We start from the raw sequence: 21,938 nt of genomic DNA on the forward strand, positions 1-21,938 counted from the left end.
CACTTGTTGCACGTCACCGCCCGGTTAAGCATGGTGCTCCCTGATTCGCAGGGGGATTTCAAGACACAAGGGGGATATATGACTCGAAAGATCATTAAGGTTGGCGTTGCCGCTCTGCTCGCACTGGGCACCGTGGCGGCCACTCAGGCCACCGCCCAGGCGGACGACGGGAAGCCCAAGCTCACCTACGTCCTCAGATCGCAGGTGGCCCAGAGCCCGTACGTCGGGGTGGACATCTACGCCGACGGCGCCTACGCCGGGACGGGCATCTGGAGCCAGGACCCGGGCGGCGACATCAACGGGGACGGCGCCACCGACCCCGGTGACGCCCTCATCGCCTACGACGGCGCCGCCGACGGCCTGGGGATCGAGGCCCGCCTCGACACCGGTCGCGTGGCCTCGACGCGCGGTCACGGCTCGCCCTACTGGAGCGCCTGGAAGACCGGCAACCTCGCCGAGGGTGCCAGGCACACCATGAAGGTCTGCCTGGTCAAGGGCGACTGGGAGTCCTGCCTCTCGCCCGTCAGCGTCACCGCGTAACCCCGGCGCCGCCCGGCCCGCACGAACGCCCCTCCGCCTCCCCGACGACGGGAAGCGGAGGGGCGTCGTGGTGTCCGGGTCAGCGGCGGCGGGTGAACCACGTGACCGTCGGGCCGCCGTCGAAGGACTCGCGGTCGGTCGCCCGGAAGACGGTGGGGTCGAACGCGCCGTGGAACGCGGGGATTCCGGCACCCGCGACCACCGGGTAGCTCTTGACGATCAGCCGGTCGATCTCGGGCAGCAGCGTGGCCGCGAGGCGGCCGCCGCCGCACAGCCAGATGGCCTGGCCCTCCTCCCGCTTGAGGTCGCGGACCAGGGTGAGCGGGTCGCCGTCGACCACGGTCACGGCCGGGTCGCGGCTGGGGCCGAGGGTGGTGGAGACGACGTACTGGCGCAGATGGGCGTACGGGCTGGTGATGCCCGCGTCCAGCGCGGGGCGGTAGGCGCCGAGGCCCATCAGGACGGTGTCGAAGTGCCGGTTGGGCGCGTCGGTGAGGCCGTAGGCGGCGCGGGCGGCGGTGGGGACGGTCTCGGGGTAGCGCTGGTTCATCGAGTTCCGGTACGCGGCGGTCTGCGCCTCGTCGCCGGAGGGGTAGAAGTCGTACTCCCCGCCCGGCCCGGCGATGTAGCCGTCGATGCTGACGGCGACGTAGTAGACCAGTTCTCGCATGCACACCACTCCAGTCGTAGTACTCTTCTTGAGGCGGTGTGAACGTAGTACTACAGCTGGAGTGGTGTCAATGGTGCGCAGGAACGACGAGCGAAGGGCGGCCCTCGTCGACGCCGCCATCGAGGTGCTGGCGGCCGAGGGCGCGCGGGGCCTCACCTTCCGGGCGGTGGACACCGAGGCCGCCGTGCCCGCCGGGACGGCCTCCAACTACTTCGCCAACCGCGACGACCTGCTCACCCAGGCCGGGGCCCGGGTCTACGAACGGCTCCAGCCCGACGAGGAGACCATCGCCCGGCAGCAGGCGAGCACCCGGGACCGGGAGGGGTACGCGGCGCTGATGCGCGAGCTGGTCGGCCGGATCAGCGCCTTCCGCACCGGCTATCTGGCGCTCCTCGAACTCCGTCTGGAGGCCACCCGGCGGCCCGCCCTGCGCGCGGTGCTGACCGAGCGCGTCCGCGCCGACCTGGCGGCCAACGTGGCGTATCACGAGGAGTCCGGCCTGCCCGGTGACGCGACGGCGGTCCGGCTGCTGTATCTGGCGCTCAACTGGCTGATCGTCGAGCAGCTCACGCTGCCTGACGTGCTCTCGGAGGCCGAGCGGGACGCCCTCGTCGCGGCGGCCGTCGAACGCGTCGTCACGCCGTGAGACGCAGAAAGTCGTCGCCGCGGCGATGAGTTTCTCCGGGCCGGGCGGTCCAACCGTCGTCGACACCCACAGGAGGAGCCGCATGACGCAGCTGCTGAGAGTCCAGAACTTCACCGTCTCGCGGGACGGATTCGGCGCCGGTGAGCACCAGAGCCTGGAGAGACCGTTCGGCCACGCCGATCCCGGGCAGCTGATGGCCTGGGCCATGGCCACGGCGAGTTGGCCCGGGCGCACCGATCCCGGTGGGAGCCGCGGGCTGGACGACTACTTCACGCGGGACTTCGCCCGCAACATCGGCGCCGAGATCATGGGCCGCAACAAGTTCGGGCCGCAGCGCGGGCCCTGGCAGGACCACGAGTGGCGCGGCTGGTGGGGTGACGAGCCGCCGTTCCACACGCCGGTGTTCGTCATGACCCACCACCCGCGCCCCTCGTTCACGCTCTCCGACACCACGTTCCACTTCGTCGGCGGCGATCCGGCCTCGGTCCTCGCGCGGGCGCGGGACGCGGCACAGGGCAAGGACGTACGGCTCGGCGGCGGGGTCAGCACCGTCCGGGCGTTCCTCGACGCCGACCTCGTCGACACCCTGCACGTGGTGGTCGCGCCGGTGGAGCTGAAGGCCGGGGAACGGCTCTGGGAGTCGCCCGACGAGCTGCGCGACCGGTTCCACCTCGACGTCGTGCCCAGCCCGAGCGGGGTGATCCACCACCTGTTCTGGCGGAAGTGACGCGAAGGGCCCGGCCCGGGTCAGCTGAGCGCGGCGGCGAACATGCCGGGCTCGTACGAGCCGCCCCGCTGGTGCACGATCACGGCCATCCGGTTGGCCGCGTTGATCAGGGCGACCAGCGAGACCAGCGCGGCGATCTGGTCGTCGTCGTAGTGCTCGCGCACCCGGGCCCAGGTCTCGTCGGACACGCCGGGGTCGGCGTCGGCGAGCCGGGTGCCCTCTTCGGCGAGGGCCAGGGCGGCCTGCTCGGCCTCGGTGAAGACAGTGGACTCGCGCCAGACGGCGACCAGGCCCAGCCGGACCGCGGTCTCTCCGGCTGCCGCGGCCTCCTTGGTGTGCATGTCGACGCACCAGCCGCAGCCGTTGATCTGGCTGGCGCGCAGCGACACCAGCTCCTGCGTGGACCGTGGCAGCGACGACTGGTGGATCAGCAGAGCGGCGTTGGCGAACCGCTTGGAGAACTTGGCGCCGAGCTGGTTCTCGAAGAGGTTGAAGCGGGAGGAGGTCATGAGGTCGTCCTCTCATCTCGTGGCGTGGAACTGGATGCACACGAGATGTCTGCGCGCCGCTCCCTGTGACAGGGGCGGCCGTGTGACGTGCGCCACCGGCGACAGGTGTCACAAAGCCTCGGCGACCGGCGTCTCATGCGCGTGGCATCGTGGAGGACGAGCAGGCAGGAGCAGCCGGTGAAGCGCACAGAGGACACGGCCACCGAGGCGTTCGTCGCCCATCGCAATCTGCTGTTCACGGTGGCCTACGAAATGCTCGGCTCGGCCGCCGACGCGGAGGACGTCCTCCAGGAGACCTGGCTGCGGTGGGCGGGCGTCGATCTCGGCGTGGTGCGGGACCAGCGCGCGTATCTGGTCCGGATCACCACCCGCCAGGCGCTGAGCCGGTTGCGTACGCTCGGCCGCCGCAAGGAGTCGTACGTCGGACCCTGGCTGCCCGAGCCGCTGCTGACCGCCCCGGACGTGGCCGAGGACGTCGAGCTGGCCGAAAGCGTGTCGATGGCGATGCTGCTGGTGCTGGAGACGCTGGCGCCGACCGAGCGGGCGGTGTTCGTGCTGCGCGAGGTGTTCGACCTGGGGTACGACGAGATCGCGGAGGCCGTCGACAAGAGCCCGGCCGCGGTGCGCCAGATCGCGCACCGGGCGCGGACACATGTGGCGGCGCGGCGTCCGCGCGGGACCGTGTCCCCGGCGGAGGCGCGCGGCGCGCTCGACGCGTTCCAGCGGGCGGCCGACACGGGCGACATCCAGGGCCTGCTCGACATCCTCGCGCCGGACGTCGTCTTCCTGGGTGACGGCGGCGGCATCAAGCAGGCCGTCCCGCGGCCGATCGTGGGGGCGGACAAGGTGGGCCGTCTGCTGGCCGCCGGTCTGGGCAGGATGGCCACCGTGGGGTCGCTGACGCCCACGCAGGTCAACGGCCACCCGGCGCTGATCCTCCGGGAGGGCGGCCCGGACGGCGCGGTCGACACCGTCGTGGCGGTGCGCATCGACGACGGCCTGATCACCGGGCTGTACGCGGTACGCAACCCCGAGAAGCTGTCGCGCATGCGGGAAGCGAACGTCCTCCGACGCTGAAGGGGGCCCCGTACCGGCGGCGGCCGCGGAACCAGGGCGTCCCCGGTTCCGCGGCCCGTTCCGGTCAGCGCGCGTTGAGGTCGGTGTGGACCGCGCGGGCGACGCCCTCGATGGTGGCGACGCCTTCGTCCATCGTGGCGCTGCCCTGCGAGAGCACCGTGATCGTGTAGTCGTGGCCACCGCCGGTGAAGGCGCCGAGGCTGTGCACGCGCCAGGCGTTCGTGGCCCGCTCCAGCCAGCCGTTCTTCACATGCACCTGGGCGTCACTCGGCGCGCCGGCCGGGGTGCCCCAGCGTTGCGAGGGAATGACCTCGCCCATCAGCTTCAGGATGTAGGCGCGGGAATCGTCGTCGAGCACACGGTTCGCGTGGGTCACGAGCTGGAGGAGCTTCGCCTCGTCGCGGGCGGTGATCTGGGTGAGCCCCCAGTGGCCCTCGCCGTCGAGGGTGGTGTCGGTCATTCCGGCGGCCCGCAGGAATCCGTTGACCTCGTCAGGCCCGAGCTGGTCCCACAGCGCGGTGGTGGCGCTGTTGTCGGACTCTGTGATCATGGCGGTGGCCAGCTCCTTCTCCTTCTGCGTCAGGGCGCGGCCGTCCTTACGCGCGTCCCACAGCAGCGTGGCGAGCACGGTCACCTTGACGGTGCTCGCGGAGTCGAACTTCCGGTCCGCGTCCAGGGTGCAGGTGGTGTTCGTGGTGCTGTCGTGGAGGCTGATCGCCGTCGTGGCCTTGGAGTCGTCCAGTGCCGACGCGATGTCCTCGGAGAGCTGGTCGGCGAGGTCCGGCCTGTCCGAGGTGCAGTTCACCGGCTGCCGGGGAACTGCCTGAGCTGCCCCCGCCGAGGTCAGCGTCGGCACGAGCGCGCCAACGGCCAGCACGGCTCTTGACGCCAGGGTGGTACGGGTAAGCCGGGATATACGTCGGTGTCGCCTCATGGTGTGCTTGCCCATTCGTTCGTGGTGCGGTTCGCCACGCGGGTGCCTTCGCTCCGTGCGTCGGCCGACGGCACCCGGCGTTCTGGCTCGGTAAGACGCCATGGTCAAAGGCGGGGTTGGGTTCAATGACGCGTCCGAGTCTCACGGGATCACTCCACGATGGGCCCGGCACCCCGGGGCCGGTAAACGAAGCGGACAAGGCCGGGCCGCCGACCGACGATACGTGATCAGGCAGCCCACAGGGCGGCGTCGGCGGATTCTTATCCGTTGCCGCCGGTTCGGCAGGGGTGCTGAGCCGCCCTCACTACGGTGAGACCGTCCGAGCCGCGCCGGCGACGGCCCGCGCCGCGACGGCTCCTCCGACCATCGACCGAAGACGTGCCACGTTGGCCGTGGCTCATGCGACCCTGACCCCTGGGGGACGATCAAGCCGATGAGCCACCCGATCCGAGGAGGCCGACACAAGCGGTCCCGTGACCCGCGCGCGCACTGGCTGCTGCTCTCCCTGAGCCTTCCCCTCATGTTCGGCCTGCTGATGTTCCAGGGCTGGACCACCCATGAGGTCGACGCCGCGAAGTCGCGGCCCGCGTGCACCAGTCCGGTGCCCAAGAGCATCGTCGGCGGCGGTCCGGTGGTGCAGATCAACAACGGCCAGGTGAAGACGGTGAGCATGCCGCCCGGCACGGTGGCACTCACCTACGACGGCGGCCCCGACCCCGAGTGGACGCCGCGCATCCTCGATCTGCTGCGCCGCAACAAGGCCCGTGCGACGTTCTTCCTCAACGGCGCCAAGGCGGCCGAGCATCCGGAGCTGGTGCGGCGGATCAGAGCCGAGGGCCATGAGATCGGCTCGAACACCTACACCGGCGCCGACATGGGCACGGCGTCCTCCGTCCGCTCCTCGATGGAGCTGTCGCTGACCGAGTCGGCACTCGCGGGCACCGTGGGTGCCGAGCCGCGGCTGATGCGGATGCCGCTGACCACGGACGTGGAGACGCTGTGCGGCGTCGAGTGGCAGGCGGCGCGCAAGGTCGCCACGAAGGGGTACGCGCTGGTCGCCGCGGACAAGCCGACGCGGCGGCCGTCGCAGGGGCTGGTCCGGCAGCTCGCGCAGACGGACACCGCGTACCAGGAGACGGAAAGGCTGCTGAAGAACCCGCGGGTGCAGCGGTTCACGACGGTGACGGGCGGGCTCGGAGTGCCGCCGGTGGAGACCCGTTCGTCCACCATGGAGCGCTGGCAGGGCACCGCCCTGATCTCGCTGGCGGCCGTGGGCCGCGCCTTCGTGACCATCATGACGTGGGTGCTGGGCATCGCGGGCGCGCTGGGCGTGCTGCGGCTGGTGCTGCTGGTGGTGTTCGCCCGCGCCCATGTCCGGCGGATCACCCGCTACCGGCCCGACGACCCGCCGCCCATCGTCAACGACCCGGTGACGGTGCTGGTCCCCGCGTACAACGAGGAGGCGGGCATCGAGGGCACCATCCAGTCCCTGCTCGCCTCCACCCACCAGAAGCTCCAGGTCATCGTGATCGACGACGGGTCGACCGACCGGACCGCCGAGATCGCCGCCGCGAGCAACGACTCCCGGGTGCTGGTGATACGCCAGCCCAACTCGGGCAAGCCGACCGCGCTCAACACCGGGCTGGCGCACGCCAAGCACGACATCGTGGTCATGGTCGACGCCGACACCGTCTTCGAACCGGACGCCATCCGCCAGCTCATCCAGCCGCTCGCCCAGCCCGCCATCGGGGCGGTCAGCGGGAACACCAAGGTCGGCAACCGGCGCAGCCTGCTGGGGCGGTGGCAGCACCTGGAGTACGTCTTCGGGTTCAACCTCGACCGCCGCATGTTCGAGGTGCTGGAGTGCATGCCGACCGTCCCCGGCGCCATCGGCGCGTTCCGGCGGGAGGCGCTGATGGCGGTCGGCGGGGTCAGCGAGGACACCCTCGCCGAGGACACCGACCTCACGATGTCGCTGTGGCGGGCCGGCTGGAAGGTGGTGTACGAGGAGACCGCGGTCGCCTGGACCGAGGTCCCCACCTCGCTGCGCCAGCTGTGGCGGCAGCGCTACCGATGGGGCTACGGCACCCTCCAGGCCATGTGGAAGCACCGCCGCGCCATGATCTCGCTGGGCCCGATGGGCCGGTTCGGCCGCCGCGGGCTGACGTATCTCGCGCTCTTCCAGGTCGTGTTGCCGCTGCTGGCGCCCGTGATCGACCTCTTCGCGCTGTACGGCATCCTCTTCCAGGACCCCACGGAGTCGGCCGGGGTGTGGCTCGCGTACCTGGGCATCCAGACGGTGTGCGCCGGATACGCGCTGCGGCTGGACGGGGAGCGGATGCGGACCCTGTGGTCGCTGCCGTTCCAGCTGTTCGCCTACCGGCAGTTGATGTATCTGGTGGTCATCCAGTCCGTGGTCGCCCTGCTGCTCGGCGCCCGGCTGAAGTGGCACCGCATCCAGCGCTCCGGGACGGCCGGGGAGACGCTCCGCGACCCGGCCGCGTACCAGAGAGCCTGACTTTTCGCAGCGCCTGACATCACAGGGCCTCGCATCGAGATAACGGGCGGCCGCAGCCGTATCAGTAGTCAGCAGGCACAGGCATACGGACGTTTCCATCCGAAGGGAGGCTGCCCCCGTGAGTGACAGGCGGGAAGGGTGGGCAGACGCGAACCGGCAGGGAGAGCAGCGGCAGCAGGGGACGGCGGCCTACCTCCGGCAGCAGCCGACGCGGCAGTCGGAGGAGACGCCGGGAGCGGCCCGGGCCTACGAGACGGCCAACGCACCGACCGAGTCGTTCCCCGTCGTACCGCCCGCCCCCAACCCACCGCCGCCCCCGCCCCCGACTCCGGGCACCGCCGGGCCGGTCCCGGGCGGAGGCGGGATTCCGGGTGCCGCCGGGCCGGTCCCGGGCGGAGGCGGGATTCCGGGCGGGGGCGGGGTGGGTCCGGGCAGAACGGGGACGAGGCGCGCGGCCGGTGGTCCCGACCAGCGGCCCCTGTTCCGGGACGAGACCGACGCCGAGCCCCCCGTCGTACGGCGCCGCGCCCCCAAGGAACCGCTCAGCCGGCGCCGCCGCCTGACCCGGATCGCGCTCGTCGCGGTGTCGGCGCTGCTCGTCGCGACCGGCAGCGCCTACGTCTGGGCCGACACCCAGATGAACCGGCAGGTCGACCTCGACAAGGCCACCGGTCGCCCGCCGCTCGGCAAGGGCACCAACTACCTGATCGTGGGCTCCGACAGCCGTGCGGGTCTGTCCGCCTCGGCCAAGCAGAGCCTGAGCACCGGCTCGGCCGAGGGCGGCCGCACGGACTCGATGATGGTGCTGCACACCGGCGCCAACGGCACCACGATGATGAGCCTGCCGCGCGACTCCTGGGTGCGGGTGCCGTCGTACGTGCGCCCCGAGACCGGCAAGCGCTACGGCGAGGAGAACAACAAGCTCAACGCGGCCTATTCGCGCGGCGGCCCCGACCTCCTCGTCCAGACCATCGAGCGCAACACCGGGGTCCACATCAACCACTACGCGGAGATCGGCTTCGGCGGCTTCGTGGACATCGTGAACGCGGTCGGCGGCGTACGGATGTGCGTGGACCGCGACATCAAGGACCCGAAGTCCGGGCTGGACCTGAAGAAGGGCTGCCAGACCCTCGACGGCGGCAAGGCGCTGTCCTTCGTACGGCAGCGCAAGCAGGAGGCCAACGGCGACCTGGGGCGCACCCAGAACCAGCAGAAGTTCCTGGCCGCCCTGGCGAAGAAGGCCGCCACCCCGGGCGTGCTGGCCAACCCGTTCGCGGCGTTCCCGACCGTCAGCGCGGGTCTGGACACGCTCATCGTGGACAAGAAGATGAACCTCCAGACCCTGATGTCGCTGTTCGAGGCGATGAAGGGAGTCACCTCGGGCAAGGGCAAGCAGCTCAACGTCCCGGTGTCCAACACCAACCTCAAGACCTCCAAGGGCAGCGCCGTGCTGTGGGACACCGCGCAGGCGAAGCGGCTCTTCGGCCAGATCCAGAACGACCAGCCGGTGTCCGTGCCCTCATCGCTGCCCGGCCGCCCGGCAGCGGCGCCGCAGCCTTAGGGGGTGTCGCCGTCTTCCCTCCCGGCGGGGCGGACGGTTTCATGGACGGGACGCTGATCGGCGGTGCTGATCGACGGCGCTGATCGACTGCGCTCGCGAGCGCGCGAGGAGGTCCCAGGTGTCCGTGCACTCACGCCGTCGGCTGGCGGCGGACGCCGCGCTGCTGGTCGTCGCGGCGGCCTTCGTCCTCCCGCTGGCCTGGCTGGTGCTCGCCTCGGTCGACGGCGAGGCGACGTTACGGGTGTCGGTGCCCGGCAGCCCGACGCTGGACAACTTCTCGGCGGTGTGGACGGACGAGATCACGTTCACGCCGATGCTCAACAGCCTGGTGCTGTGCGGCAGCGCCACCGCGCTGACGGTCGCGTGCGCGGCGCTCGCCGCGTATCCGCTGTCGCGGTTCCGGTCGCGGCTGGTGCGGCCGTATCTGATGACCGTGCTGTTCACGACGTGTCTGCCGATCACCGCGATCATGGTCCCGGTCTACGGGCTCTTCGTCCAGGTCGACCTGATCGACACCATGTCCGGCACCGCGCTCTTCCTCGCCGCCTCGCAACTCCCCTTCGCCATCTGGCTGATGAAGAACTTCATGGACGGCGTGCCGGTGATCCTGGAGGAGGCGGCCTGGACGGACGGCGCGTCCTGGGCGCAGAGCCTGACGCGGGTCATCCTGCCGCTGATGGGCCCGGGCATGACGGTCGTGACGATCTACAGCTTCATCATGATGTGGGGCAACTTCTTCGTCCCCTTCATGCTGCTGCTCACGCCCGAACAACTCCCCGCGTCCGTCTCCATCTTCACCTTCTTCGGCAACCACGGGCAGATCGTCTACGGGCAACTCGCCGCGTTCTCCGTCCTCTTCTCCACCCCGGTGTTGCTGCTGTACGTGCTCATCGCCCGGCGACTGGGCGGCGGCTTCACGCTCGGCGGTGCCGTCAAGGGGTGAACGGCGCTTCACAACCATGCTCTTGGGCGGACCGGGCGGCGAACGCCTTCAGTGCCTCGCGTTCGTAGCCGAGGTCCGGGCGGACGCGGACATCGCCGTCCGCGTCGTCGGCGCGGATCAGATACAGGGCGCGCGGGGCGCCGTCCGGACAGTCCGCCCCGGCCCAGTACGCGCTCTGGCCGAGCCGCCCGGCGGGCTTCTCGGCGGGGGTGACGCCCTCGTCGCCGCCGTTCCGCGTGTACTGGGCGCGGGCGTCCTCCGCGTACGGCCCGTAGTACGCGTCCAGCCGGTAGCGGGACGAACCGTCGCGGTCGCCGAGGGCGCAGATCTCGCGCGGGGCGCGGGCCCGGGCGGTCTCGCGGGCCGTGGAGACGGCGGAGCGGGCGGCGGTGGGGACGGTCGCGCAGGTGCCGGTGGCGCCGAGCAGCGGTTGGTATTCGTCCTCGTTCACCGGCAGGTCCACACTGCGGACCGGCTTGCCCAGCCGGGCGCCGCAGCTCCAGTGGTCGTCGGCCCGTCGCGCGGTGGCGAGGGCGGTGCGGACGAAGGCGGGCCGGGTGGCGGGGTCGTCCAGGGTGGCGCCGTTCAGCGCGGTCTCGACGGTGATCAGCAGACTGCGGCCGCCCCCGGCGCAGTCGAGCAGCACGGCGGTGGTCGCCTTGCCGTCGCCGCGGTCGCCCTGGCGGGCGTTGTCGGTGGCGAAGAGGCCGGACCAGCCGTGGCCCAGGGGGACGGGCAGGGTGTCGCGGGCGGGTACGGCCGTGTACAGCTCGCCGGTGCCGTACTCGGCGCGGGGGCGCGGCGCCCCGGAGATGGTGACGTCGACGCGGCCCTTGTCCTCGGCGGTCACCTCGCAGCGCACCGCCAGGGAGGTGCCGCGGCGGCTGTCGAAGGCGCCCTCGGTGCGGCTGGTGACGTCCATGCCGCTGTCGCCGAGCACCGCGCGCACCTCGTCCGCGGCGAGAGCCCCGCCGCACGCCTGGTCCAGCGCCCGGTCGTCGCGGCCGGCGAACCAGACGATCACTCCGGCGAGGACGGCCAGTACGAGGGCGCTCGCCGCGAAGCCGCGCACCTGCCGCCGGGTGACCAGCGACCGCGGCCCGATCGTCAGTGCCATTCCTCCACCTCCCCGAGCACCTTGGTGTCGCGGCAGCCCGCCGTCTTCGGCCAGCCGTCCTCGGCGCCCAGATAGCGGGCCAGCAGGGTGTGCGCGGTCTCGGAGAGCGCGGCGCGCCGCTCGGGGCCGAGCGGGACCGTCTCGCCGTCGGGTATGCGCAGCCGGGGCAGGACGGAGACGCGGTGGTAGGTGACCCGGCCGCCGCACACCGACTGGGCCCACAGCGCGAGTTGGGGGTGGGTGAGGTAGGAGGGGACGCGGTCCACCCGGTCCCCCGCATCCTCGTTGCCCGGGGGTTCGGCCTGCGCCAGCCGGTTCTCCTCGTCCGCGCCCCAGCCGGGCACATGACCCTCGCGCTCGTACGAGTCGTAAGCGGACCGGCCCAGGACCCCCGTCCAGCTGGCCGCCTCGACCCCGGTGATCTGCCACTCCTGCGGCGTCTCGCCCTGGTTGGGCCGGGCGTCGGGGTCCCAGTCGCCGGTGCAGGCGCTCAAGGAGGTGGAGTCCTGGGCGTCGCCGCGCGTGGTCCACGCCCCGGGCCTGAGCCCCGGGACCGAGGACGGGCTGATCCAGTCGCAGCGCCGCGAGGCGGGTCCGGTCAGGCCGCCGCCCTGGTACCCGCCCCGGTCCGGAGCCGTGGCCACGACCTGGGACGGCGGGTTCAGCGGGGGCCCGCCGCAGCGCTGCGCCCGGGTGATGGTGTTGGCGACATGAACGGCGGTGCGGAAACCGGTGAGCGCGGTTCTGCGGTCGGCGTCGCCCGCGCCTCCGGCGCTTCCGTCGGTGATCCTGGCCGTGACGTACAGATCGGTCGTCGGCCGGACCCGGCCGTCAAGACCGTCCTGGCAGTCGGCGACCAGCCAGGCGCCGCGCGCGCCGTACCGGCCGGTGGTGCCGGGTGCCGTGAACGTGCCGCCGGGGCCCGGGTTCACGATCTGGCGGGTCTCCATGCCCTGCGGCACGTCCGAGACCAGCGCCTCGGCGTGGACGCGGACCGCGTTGCCGCCGCCCCAGGAGAGCGAGCAGTCGAGCAGGGAGCGGCTGTCCTGGCCGGGCGCGAGCATCGTGCCGTGCTGCCGCAGCTCACCGGGCCGGGCGTCGCGCACCAGCCCTTCGAGGTCGCCGTACGGCAGGGCGCCGTCGCAGGCCCTCCGTAACTGGTCGCGGTTGGCGGCGAGATGGCCGCCGCCGTTGCCGCCGATCGCGATGACGGCGCCGGTGACCAGCGCCGTTATCAGTGCGAAGAGGGTCGCGTAGCGCAGCCACGCCCGGTCCGTTAACCCGCCCATCCCGCCGGTGACTCCCTACCCCCCCTGATCGACTCCGTCCCCCCGGGTCAGGCGGGGACCGTACGAGGTGGTGGCTCAGAAGACGGATTCGGCCTCGTCCATGCGGTGGGCGGGGACGGTCTTCAGCTCGGTGACCGCCTCGGCGATCGGCACCATGGTGATGTCGGTGCCGCGCAGCGCCGTCATCATGCCGAAGTCGCCGCGGTGGGCGGCCTCGACGGCGTGCCAGCCGAAGCGGGTGGCCAGGACGCGGTCGTACGCGGTGGGCGTGCCGCCGCGCTGGACGTGGCCGAGGATGACCGGGCGGGCCTCCTTGCCGAGCCGCCGCTCCAGTTCGGCCGCGAGCCGGTTGCCGATCCCGGCGAACCGCTCGTGCCCGTACTGGTCGATCTCGCCCTTCTGGTAGTCCATCGCGCCCTCTGCGGGGTGCGCGCCCTCGGCGACGCAGATGACCGCGAACTTCTTGCCGCGCGCGAAGCGCTCCTCGACCATCTTGACCAGCCCGTCGACCTCGAAGGGCCGCTCCGGGAGGCAGATGCCGTGGGCGCCGCCCGCCATGCCGGACTCCAGGGCGATCCAGCCCGCGTGCCGCCCCATGACCTCGACGACCATGACCCGCTGGTGGGACTCGGCGGTGGTCTTGAGGCGGTCCATGGCCTCGGTGGCGACGCCGACGGCGGTGTCGAAGCCGAAGGTGCGGTCGGTGGAGGAGATGTCGTTGTCGATGGTCTTGGGGACGCCGACGATGGGCAGCCCCGCGTCCGACAGCATCCGGGCGGCGGTCAGGGTGCCCTCGCCGCCGATCGGGATCAGCACGTCTATGCCGTAGTCGCGGGCGTGGTCCTTGGAGGTCTCGCACGCCTCGCGCAGCCGGGCGCGCTCCAGCCGGGAGGAGCCGAGGATGGTGCCGCCGCGGGCCAGGATGCCGCTCACGTCGTCGAGGTCGAGCTTGCGGTGACGGCCGTCGAGGAGTCCCTTGAAGCCGTCCTCGAAGCCGATCACCTCGTCCCCGTGGCCGGCGACCGCACGGTGCACGACCGACCGGATCACAGCGTTGAGGCCGGGGCAGTCTCCGCCCGCGGTGAGAACTCCGATGCGCATCGTGCTGTGTCTCCTGCTCCCTACGGGTAGATGTGAGCCAGTCCGATTGTTTCATGAGCGGGGTAGTGCTGTGTCCCGCACGCTGCCGAGCGCCTTAACCACGGCCGAAGGTATTGTCAAGAGGACTGGGCCGCAGAAAGTGGCCAATTTGCGTCCGAAAGGATGCATGAAGGACGACGCCGAGGAAACGGAGAGCACGCGTGACGCGCAGCGTGTACGTGACCGGGATCGAACGGGGTGACGGCCGCCAGGTCGTCGAGCTGGGGGTCATGGAGCTGCTGACCCGCCATGTCGACCGGGTCGGCGTCTTCCGGCCCCTGGTGCACGACGACCCCGACCGCCTCTTCGATCTGCTGCGGGCCCGCTACCGGCTCAGCCAGCCGCCCGCCTCGGCGAGCGGCATGAGCTACGAGGAGGCGGCCGCCCTCCAGGCCGAGAAGGGCTCGGACGAGCTGGTCTCGCGGCTGGTCGACCGCTTCCACGAGATGGCCCGCGAGTACGAGTACGTCCTCGTGCTGGGCAGCGACTACGCGGACACCAGCCTCCCGGACGAACTGGGGCTGAACGCCCGGCTCGCCAACGAGTTCGGTGCCACCGTGATCACGGTCGTCGGCGGCCAGGACCAGAACACCGACGCCGTCGGCGCCGAGGCCCACAACGCCTACCGCGCGTACGAGGCGCAGGGCTGCGACGTCGTCGCCGTCGTCGTCAACCGGGCCGCCCCCGGCGACCGCGCGGAGATCGCCGAGCGGCTGGCCGCCCGGCTCCCGGTGCCCGGCTACGTCCTGCCCGAGGACGGGGAGCTGTCGGCGCCCACCGTCTCCCAGATCGTGCGCACCCTCGGCGCCGACGTCCTGCTCGGCGACCACGCCGGACTCTCCCGGAACGTCCGGGACTTCGTCTTCGGCGGCGCCATGCTGCCCAACTTCCTGCCCGCCCTCACCGAGGGCTGCCTGGTGGTGACGCCCGGCGACCGCGCGGACCTGATCGTCGGCGCGCTCGCCGCGCACAGTGCGGGCGCCCCCGCGATCGCCGGGGTGCTGCTCACCCTGGACGAGCGGCCGGGGCCCGACATCCTGGCGCTGGCGGGCCGGCTGGCCCCCGGCACCCCGGTGGCGGCGGTGGCCGGCGGCTCTTTCCCGACCGCGGCCGAGCTGTTCGCCATCGAGGGCAAGCTGAACGCGGGCGCGCCGCGCAAGGCCGAGACCGCCCTCGGCCTCTTCGAGCGCCATGTGGACACCACCGCGCTGACCGACCGCATCGCGGTGGCCCGCTCCGGCCGGGTCACGCCGATGATGTTCGAGCACGAGCTGATCGAGCGGTCCCGGTCAGGGCGTCGCCGGGTGGTGCTGCCCGAGGGCTCCGAGGAGCGGGTGCTGCGCGCCGCCGACGTGCTGCTGCGCCGCGATGTGTGCGACCTCACACTGCTGGGCGAGGAGGACGCGATCCGCAAGCGCGCCGCCGAGCTGGGCATCCAGCTCGCCGAGGCGCAGATCGTCGATCCGGTGACCTCGCCGCTGCGGGAACGCTTCGCGGAGAGCTACGCGAAGCTGCGCGCCCACAAGGGCGTCGCGTACGAGGAGGCGTACGACGTGGTCGCCGACGTCTCGTACTTCGGCACCCTGATGGTCCAGGAGGGCCTGGCCGACGGCATGGTCTCGGGCGCGGTGCACTCCACCGCCGCCACCATCCGGCCCGCCTTCGAGATCATCAAGACCGCGGAGGGCGCGCAGATCGTCTCGTCCGTCTTCTTCATGTGCCTGGCCGACCGGGTGCTGGTGTACGGCGACTGCGCGGTCAACCCGGACCCGGACGCCGAGCAGCTGGCCGACATCGCCATCCAGTCGGCGACCACGGCCGCCCGGTTCGGGGTGGAGCCGCGGATCGCGATGCTGTCGTACTCCACCGGCACCTCCGGCTCCGGCGCGGACGTCGACAAGGTGCGCAAGGCGACCGACCTGGTGCGCGAGCGCCGCCCGGATCTGCTGGTCGAGGGCCCGATCCAGTACGACGCCGCGGTGGACGCGGCGGTCGCGGCGACCAAGCTGCCCGACTCCGAGGTGGCGGGCAAGGCCACCGTGCTGATCTTCCCGGACCTCAACACCGGCAACAACACCTACAAGGCCGTGCAGCGCTCGGCGGGCGCCGTCGCCGTCGGCCCGGTGCTCCAGGGTCTGCGCAAGCCGGTGAACGACCTGTCCCGCGGGGCGATGGTCTCCGACATCGTGAACACTGTCGCCATCACCGCCGTGCAGGCCCAGTCCCAGACTCCCCCGACCACCCCCGCCGGTCCGGCGGGCCCGACACAGAAAGTGCAGTCCGCGTGAACGGTTCCCGCGTCCTCGTCCTCAACTCCGGCTCCTCGTCCGTCAAGTACCAGCTGCTGGACATGGCGGACGGCGCCCGGCTCTCCTCAGGCCTGGTGGAGCGGATCGGTGAGGGGCCCGTCGCCGACCACACGGCGGCGCTCAAGCAGGTCTCCGAGGAGCTGGCCGGGCAGGGCCTGGGCCTGGACTCTCCCGAGCTGGCCGCGATCGGCCACCGGGTGGTGCACGGCGGCACCCGGTTCACCGAACCCGCGCTGATCACCGACGAGGTGGTCGAGGAGATCGAGAAGCTGATCCCGCTGGCACCGCTGCACAACCCGGCGAACGTCACCGGCATCAAGGTGGCCCGGGCGCTGCGCCCGGACCTGCCGCAGGTCGCGGTCTTCGACACCGCGTTCCACTCCACGATGCCGGAGTCGGCGGCCCGGTACGCGATCGACACCGACACCGCCGACCGGTTCGGGGTGCGGCGGTACGGCTTCCACGGCACCTCGCACGCGTTCGTTACCCGGGCGACGGCGGAACTGCTGGGCAAGGACGTCGCCGAGCTGAACACGATCGTGCTGCACCTGGGCAACGGCGCCAGCGCCTCCGCCGTGCGCGGCGGGGTGTGCGTGGACACCTCGATGGGACTGACCCCCTTGGAGGGCCTGGTCATGGGTACCCGTTCAGGGGATCTGGATCCGGCGGCGATCTTCCATCTGTCCCGGGTGGGCGGGATGTCGACGGACGAGATCGACACCCTGCTCAACAAGCGCAGCGGACTGCTGGGCCTGTGCGGGGACAACGACATGCGTGAGATCGGACGCCGGATGGGCGAGGGTGATCCGGCGGCACAGCTCGCGTTCGACATCTACATCCACCGGCTGCGGAAGTACGTGGGCGCGTACACCGCGGTGCTGGGGCGGCTGGACGCGATCGCGTTCACGGCCGGTGTGGGGGAGAACTCGGCGGCGGTGCGGGAGGCCGCGCTGCGCGATCTTCCCGCGTTCGGCATCGAGGTGGACGCGGTGCGCAACGCGGTGCGCGGTTCGGCGGCGCGGCTGATCTCGGCCGGGACCAGCCGGGTCGCGGTCGCGGTGGTGCCGACCGACGAGGAGCTGGAGATCGCGAGCCAGACGTTCGATCTGGTCAGCGACTAACCTTCGGATCGGCTTCGACTCGCGCTCAAATATTCCGCTCCGAAACAAAACCGATAGGATCAGCCTCATGCGCCGTTCCAAAATCGTCTGCACGCTGGGCCCCGCCGTCGACTCCTACGACCAGCTCAAGTCGCTGATCGAGGCCGGGATGAACGTGGCCCGCTTCAACATGAGCCATGGAAGCCACCCGGAGCACGAGGAGCGCTACCACCGCGTTCGCAAGGCGTCCGAGGAGACGGGGCGCGCGGTCGGCGTCCTCGCCGACCTCCAGGGCCCCAAGATCCGGCTGGAGACCTTCGCGGACGGACCCGTCGAGCTGGTCCGCGGGGACGAGTTCATCATCACCACCGAGGACGTCGAGGGTGACCGGACGATCTGCGGCACCACCTACAAGGGGCTGCCGGGCGACGTCTCCAAGGGCGACCAGATCCTGATCAACGACGGCAACGTCGAGCTGCGGGTCACCGCGGTCGAGGGTCCCCGGGTGCGGACGATCGTCATCGAGGGCGGGGTGATCTCCGATCACAAGGGGATCAACCTGCCGGGCGCGGCGGTCAACGTGCCCGCGCTGTCCGAGAAGGACATCGACGACCTGCGGTTCGCCCTGACGATGGGCTGCGACATGGTCGCGCTGTCCTTCGTCCGGGACGCGGCCGACGTCCGCGATGTGCACCGGATCATGGACGAGGTCGGCCGCCGGGTGCCGGTGATCGCCAAGGTCGAGAAGCCGCAGGCGGTCGCCAACATGGCGGACGTCGTCGCGGCGTTCGACGGCGTCATGGTGGCCCGCGGCGACCTGGCGGTGGAATACCCGCTGGAGAAGGTCCCGATGGTGCAGAAGCGGCTCATCGAGCTGTGCCGCCGGAACGCCAAGCCGGTGATCGTGGCGACTCAGATGATGGAGTCGATGATCGACAACTCCCGGCCGACCCGCGCCGAGGCGTCCGACGTCGCCAACGCGATCCTGGACGGCGCGGACGCGGTCATGCTCTCCGCCGAGTCCTCGGTCGGCTCGTACCCGATCGAGACGGTCAAGGTGATGTCCCGCATCGTCCAGGCCGCCGAGGAGGAGCTGCTCTCGCGCGGTCTCCAGCCGCTGGTGCCCGGCAAGAAGCCGCGTACCCAGGGCGGTTCGGTGGCCCGTGCGGCGTGCGAGATCGCCGACTTCCTGGGCGCCAGGTCGCTGGTCGCCTTCACCCAGTCCGGCGACACCGCGCGGCGGCTCTCCCGCTACCGCGCCCAGCAGCCGATCGTGGCCTTCACCACCGAGCCCGACACCCGCAACCAGCTGACGCTGAGCTGGGGCGTGGAGTCCTTCGTGGTGCCGTATGTGGAGCACACCGACGCGATGGTGGACCTCGTGGACGCCGAGCTGTCGAAGCTCGGCCGCTACAGCGCGGGCGACATCATGATCATGACGGCGGGTTCGCCCCCCGGCGTCCCCGGCACCACCAACATGGTCCGGGTGCACCACCTGGGCGGCGAGAGCCGGTAACACCGCGCCTCAAGTGAGCTGAGCGGCCGGGTCCTTCGGGGCCCGGCCGCTCAGCTCATGGCCCAGATGGAGCGGTCGTCGACGAACGACTCGCTCCCGGCCCGGCCCGCGAACAGCTCCGCGATGTCCCCAGCGTCCACGATCCGTTCGGCCCCGTCGGTCATCCGCGCCCTGGCTCCCGCCTCGTCCAGGACCTCCACCGCCTTCCCCGGCAGCACGCGGTCGGTGATGTGCTCCGCGGAGAGCCGGACGGCGGCGTCGAGGGCGTCATCGGTGATGGTGACCTGGTGGTGGGCCTCGTACTCGCGGCGCAGCTGCCGCAGGATGCCGACGGCCTCCTGATGGCTGGGCTCACTGACCGGGACCGTCTGGAAGTACGCGCCGAGGTCCGGGAATTCCGCGCAGGTCTCCGGATCGGTGACGGCGATGACCCGCGGCTTCCCCCGCGCGAGCGCGCGCAGCGCGTCGACATTGCCCGCCCAGATGTCGTCCACGAACAGCACCGTGCGGTCCGGGTCGTCCACCGTCTCCTGGGCGGCCGTGGCGATGTCGGCGGCCCGCAGCCGCACATCGGCCAGGCTCTCCGGTACCTCGCCCCGGGCGATGCGCTGGGCCAGCCCGGAGACGATCGAGGTGCGCCCGGTGCCCGGCTCCCCCACCAGCAGGGCGTGATGACGGGACTTGCGCATCAGGATGTGCATGATGCGCTGGATCTCCTCCTCGCGCCCGACGACCACGGGCGGCGGCTCCGGGGCCGGTACGGTCAGGAGGCGGATGACCTCGTCCCGCACCTTCTTCTGCGTGGTGAACGAGCTCAGCAGCTTCGCCCCGTCCCCCTCGCCCTCGCGCATCAGCCCCAGCAGCAGATGCTCCGTACCGATGTAGTGGTGGCCCAGCGTCAGCGCGTCCCTGAGCGCCAGCTCCAGCGCCTTCTTGGCCCGGGGCGTGAACGGTATGTAGCCGGTCGGGGGCTTGGTGCCGAACCCGACGCTCCTGATCAACCGCTCCCGGACCGCGTCATGCGTGATGCCGAAGGTGTGCAGCGCGGTCGCGGCGATGCCCTCCGCCGCGAACAGGCCCAGCAGGATGTGCTCGGTCCCCAGGTGGTTGTGGTTGAGCCTCCGCGCCGCCTCCTGCCCCTCCACCAGGGCCCGGCGCGCCCGGTCGGTGAACCGCTCGAAGAACTCGCTCCCCGAGACGGCGGGCCTGCGGATCCGCTCCCGTACGGCCTCCGATCCGAGGCCGTACGCCCCCAGGACCCGGGTGGCGATGCCGTCCGGCTCCCGCAGCAGACCGAGCACCAGGTGCTCCGGGCCGATGTGGTTCATGCCGAGACCAGTGGATTCCGCGAGCGCGTCCGCCAGCGCCTGCTTGGCCGCGGAGGTGAAGGGGATATGGCCGATCGGGGTCGTCGTGCCCCGGGTGAAGGTGCGCTCCACCTGTTCGCGCACCCCGGCCGCGGGCGCCCCGAGCCCTTCCAGGAACTCGGCACCGGGGCTCTGGTCCCCGCGGATCAGGCCGAGCAGCATGTGCTCCGGGCCGATCCAGTCGTGGTTGTGGTCCCGGGCCTCTTCCTGGGCCATCCACACCGCCCGGCGCGCCCGGTCCGTGAAGCGCTCGAACATCCCTCACCCCACAGCCTGGAGTACGGACAGATCCCGCCGGGCCCGCAGCGTGTGCGGATGGTCCGGGCCCAGCACCCGCTCCCGGTCCGCGACCAGCTCGCGCAGCAGCGCCGCCGCCTCGTCGTACTCGCCCGTCCGGACCAGGTTGTGGGCCAGGACATGGCGGGTGCGCATCGTCGCGACGTCGTCATGACCCAGGAGACGTTGCCGGGCGAGCAGCAGCACCCGCAGTATCCGTATCGCCTCCGGCCGCCGCCCCGACTCGCCCAGATTGACGGCGAGGAACTGGCGGCTGCGCAGGGTGTCCGGGTGGTGATCGCCCAGCAGCCGGGTCTGCCGGGCGTGGATCTCCCGCAGCCGCTCCGCGGCCTCCGCGGGCGCACCGGCACCGCCGCGGGTGTGCGCGAGCCACTGACCGGTGCGCAGCGTGGCCGCGTGGTCGGCGCCCAGCAGGCGCTCCTGCTCCTCCAGCAGGGCGCCGAACGCCTCGGCCGCCTCCTCGTACTTCTCCGCCTCGCACAGTGCCACCGCGGCCTCATGCCGGGCGGGGTCGTCGGGGAGCCGGTGGGCGCGGTTGCGGGCGAGGGCCAGCAGGGCGGCGTTCCGCGAGCCGCGCTGGAGGGGCGCGGGCAGGCCCTCGGCGGTCATGGTGGTCTGGAGCCGCCGGTAGACCTCGTCGATGCTGAGCAGTTCGGGCCCGCCCGCCACACCGTCCCGCAGCAGCCGGATCAGCCGGCCGGTGAACGCCGTGTTCTTCTCGCCGTCCCGGATCAGGGAGGGCTCGTTGCCCTGGGATGACGCCATGACGTACGTGCCCGCCACGTCGACCTGCCCCATCACGGCGCCCTCCGGCCCGGCCATGGTGCCGCTCAGCGCGCGGCCGGAGAAGCAGCAGTCGAGGATGATGACCTTCGAGGTGGCGCGGCTGTCGAGGACGACGTCGCGCAGCTTGCCGTATTCGAGGGAGCCGAACTCCGGGTTCCCGTATTCGCTGTCGACCAGCGACAGATACAGGTCGTGCCGCCGGGGCGCGATCAGGCCGTGGCCGACGTAATAGACCAGCAGCAGGTCCTCCGCCTCGGCCGCCGTCGCCCGTAAGGAACGGCCCACGCGCTGGATGTCGCCCTGGTCCAGCAGCACGGTGCAATGCCCGTCCGCGAGGCCCCCGTACGCCGGATCGGTGAGGGTCGCGGCCAGGTCCTCGATGGTGTCGCGCACCACCGGAAGGTCCGAAAGCTCCGGATCGGAATAGCGGCTCGTGCCGATCAGGACCGCCCGGGAACGCTGGGAATCGGGCAATCGCATGGCTATTCCTCTTCTGCGCGCAGCGCCTGCCGGAGAATCTCCTCGACGGACTCCTTGGTGACGTGCCGGGCGTCGATCTCCAGCCGCTGCCCGTCCTGGCGATGGACCGTGATCTTGATGCCGGAGCGGCGCGGCTGGGACAGCCAGGCCCGCAGCGAGCCCGCGAGGACGGAGAGGGCACCGCCCGCGCCCAGGGACACCACGAGCAGCTGCGCGGCCGACCCCATCTCGCCGTCGCGCGGCGGCGGCGCCTTCGGCTTCACCCGCCCGGCCAGTTCGGGCTCGCCGCGCAGCCAATCGGCAAGCTGCTCCAGGCTTTCGTCCGGCTCCGGGCCCCCGACCGAAATATGGCTCTCCACCGCTGCCCCCGTTTCCCCCCGGCGCGCGCCAAGCGGCATGGTGCGCGTCCACG

Annotated in this window: 19 protein-coding genes; 10 read left to right on the forward strand and 9 right to left on the reverse strand. The window is 71.6% G+C overall.

Translation table 11 applies throughout. The features are described from left to right. Positions 1-78 precede the first annotated feature (78 nt). The gene (locus tag ACH4TL_RS01665; RefSeq protein WP_398313521.1) at positions 79-540 is read left to right on the forward strand and encodes a hypothetical protein; all 462 of its coding nucleotides are present in this window, start codon (positions 79-81) and stop codon (positions 538-540) included. A gap of 79 nt (positions 541-619) precedes the next feature. On the opposite strand, the gene ACH4TL_RS01670 is transcribed toward ACH4TL_RS01665, so the two are convergent. After that, complete coding sequence (locus ACH4TL_RS01670) at positions 620-1,210, reverse strand: dihydrofolate reductase family protein (RefSeq protein WP_398313519.1); 591 nt, start codon at positions 1,208-1,210, stop codon at positions 620-622. Positions 1,211-1,280: 70 nt separating this feature from the next. Between ACH4TL_RS01670 and ACH4TL_RS01675 the strand changes: the two genes are divergently transcribed. Then, positions 1,281-1,856, forward strand: a complete 576-nt coding sequence (locus ACH4TL_RS01675; protein WP_398313517.1) for a TetR/AcrR family transcriptional regulator — start codon at positions 1,281-1,283, stop codon at positions 1,854-1,856. Between the two features lie 82 nt (positions 1,857-1,938). Beyond that, positions 1,939-2,583 (forward strand): dihydrofolate reductase family protein, encoded by a 645-nt coding sequence (locus tag ACH4TL_RS01680; RefSeq protein ID WP_398313515.1) that lies wholly within the window; start codon positions 1,939-1,941, stop codon positions 2,581-2,583. 20 nt (positions 2,584-2,603) lie between these two features. On the opposite strand, the gene ACH4TL_RS01685 is transcribed toward ACH4TL_RS01680, so the two are convergent. Beyond that, positions 2,604-3,092, reverse strand: a complete 489-nt coding sequence (locus ACH4TL_RS01685; protein WP_398313513.1) for a carboxymuconolactone decarboxylase family protein — start codon at positions 3,090-3,092, stop codon at positions 2,604-2,606. A gap of 135 nt (positions 3,093-3,227) precedes the next feature. Here ACH4TL_RS01685 and ACH4TL_RS01690 point away from each other — a divergent pair, with 135 nt between their 5' ends. Beyond that, positions 3,228-4,169 carry an RNA polymerase sigma-70 factor gene (locus tag ACH4TL_RS01690; protein WP_398313511.1) on the forward strand — a complete coding sequence of 314 codons (942 nt, stop codon included), beginning with the start codon at positions 3,228-3,230 and terminating at the stop codon, positions 4,167-4,169. 64 nt (positions 4,170-4,233) lie between these two features. Here ACH4TL_RS01690 and ACH4TL_RS01695 read toward each other — a convergent pair whose 3' ends face one another. After that, positions 4,234-5,103 carry a serine hydrolase gene (locus ACH4TL_RS01695; protein WP_398313509.1) on the reverse strand — a complete coding sequence of 290 codons (870 nt, stop codon included), beginning with the start codon at positions 5,101-5,103 and terminating at the stop codon, positions 4,234-4,236. A gap of 433 nt (positions 5,104-5,536) precedes the next feature. Here ACH4TL_RS01695 and ACH4TL_RS01700 point away from each other — a divergent pair, with 433 nt between their 5' ends. The 3 genes from ACH4TL_RS01700 (at position 5,537) to ACH4TL_RS01710 (ending at position 10,125) form a co-directional block, all read left to right on the forward strand. Beyond that, positions 5,537-7,621, forward strand: a complete 2,085-nt coding sequence (locus tag ACH4TL_RS01700; RefSeq protein ID WP_398313507.1) for a glycosyltransferase — start codon at positions 5,537-5,539, stop codon at positions 7,619-7,621. A gap of 118 nt (positions 7,622-7,739) precedes the next feature. Next, positions 7,740-9,182, forward strand: coding sequence for an LCP family protein (locus ACH4TL_RS01705; protein ID WP_398313505.1), 1,443 nt, complete (start codon positions 7,740-7,742; stop codon positions 9,180-9,182). Positions 9,183-9,300: 118 nt separating this feature from the next. Further along, complete coding sequence (locus ACH4TL_RS01710) at positions 9,301-10,125, forward strand: carbohydrate ABC transporter permease (RefSeq protein WP_398313503.1); 825 nt, start codon at positions 9,301-9,303, stop codon at positions 10,123-10,125. Here the strand turns inward: ACH4TL_RS01710 and ACH4TL_RS01715 are convergent. The 3 genes from ACH4TL_RS01715 to ACH4TL_RS01725 all read right to left on the reverse strand — a co-directional run bounded on the left by ACH4TL_RS01715 (position 10,115) and on the right by ACH4TL_RS01725 (position 13,632). After that, a complete protein-coding gene (locus tag ACH4TL_RS01715) occupies positions 10,115-11,242 on the reverse strand; it encodes a hypothetical protein (protein ID WP_398313501.1) in 1,128 nt (375 codons plus the stop codon). The genes ACH4TL_RS01710 and ACH4TL_RS01715 overlap by 11 nt on opposite strands. Further along, complete coding sequence (locus ACH4TL_RS01720; RefSeq protein ID WP_398313499.1) at positions 11,233-12,531, reverse strand: hypothetical protein; 1,299 nt, start codon at positions 12,529-12,531, stop codon at positions 11,233-11,235. The genes ACH4TL_RS01715 and ACH4TL_RS01720 overlap by 10 nt, the downstream gene beginning before the upstream one ends. 75 nt (positions 12,532-12,606) lie before the next feature. Then, the gene (locus ACH4TL_RS01725) at positions 12,607-13,632 is read right to left on the reverse strand and encodes an ATP-dependent 6-phosphofructokinase (RefSeq protein ID WP_398313497.1); all 1,026 of its coding nucleotides are present in this window, start codon (positions 13,630-13,632) and stop codon (positions 12,607-12,609) included. 200 nt (positions 13,633-13,832) lie between these two features. Here ACH4TL_RS01725 and pta point away from each other — a divergent pair, with 200 nt between their 5' ends. The 3 genes from pta to pyk all read left to right on the forward strand — a co-directional run bounded on the left by pta (position 13,833) and on the right by pyk (position 18,596). Further along, the gene (gene pta / locus ACH4TL_RS01730) at positions 13,833-15,959 is read left to right on the forward strand and encodes a phosphate acetyltransferase (RefSeq protein WP_398313495.1); all 2,127 of its coding nucleotides are present in this window, start codon (positions 13,833-13,835) and stop codon (positions 15,957-15,959) included. Continuing rightward, positions 15,956-17,101 carry an acetate kinase gene (locus tag ACH4TL_RS01735; RefSeq protein ID WP_398313493.1) on the forward strand — a complete coding sequence of 382 codons (1,146 nt, stop codon included), beginning with the start codon at positions 15,956-15,958 and terminating at the stop codon, positions 17,099-17,101. Before pta ends, ACH4TL_RS01735 begins: the two co-directional genes overlap by 4 nt. A gap of 67 nt (positions 17,102-17,168) precedes the next feature. Next, positions 17,169-18,596, forward strand: coding sequence for a pyruvate kinase (gene pyk / locus ACH4TL_RS01740; protein WP_398313491.1), 1,428 nt, complete (start codon positions 17,169-17,171; stop codon positions 18,594-18,596). Positions 18,597-18,646: 50 nt separating this feature from the next. On the opposite strand, the gene ACH4TL_RS01745 is transcribed toward pyk, so the two are convergent. From ACH4TL_RS01745 to ACH4TL_RS01755, 3 genes are read right to left on the reverse strand one after another with little or no spacing between them, the layout of a single operon-like run. Continuing rightward, positions 18,647-20,221, reverse strand: coding sequence for a Clp protease N-terminal domain-containing protein (locus ACH4TL_RS01745; RefSeq protein ID WP_398313489.1), 1,575 nt, complete (start codon positions 20,219-20,221; stop codon positions 18,647-18,649). Between the two features lie 3 nt (positions 20,222-20,224). Further along, a complete protein-coding gene (locus ACH4TL_RS01750; protein ID WP_398313487.1) occupies positions 20,225-21,526 on the reverse strand; it encodes a tetratricopeptide repeat protein in 1,302 nt (433 codons plus the stop codon). A gap of 2 nt (positions 21,527-21,528) precedes the next feature. Next, entirely contained in the window at positions 21,529-21,885 is a 357-nt protein-coding gene (locus tag ACH4TL_RS01755) for a hypothetical protein (protein WP_398313485.1), read from the reverse strand. Positions 21,886-21,938: the final 53 nt, after the last annotated feature.

The sequence above is a fragment of the Streptomyces sp. NPDC021115 genome (assembly GCF_044333065.1).
Classification (GTDB): Bacteria; Actinomycetota; Actinomycetes; order Streptomycetales; family Streptomycetaceae; genus Streptomyces.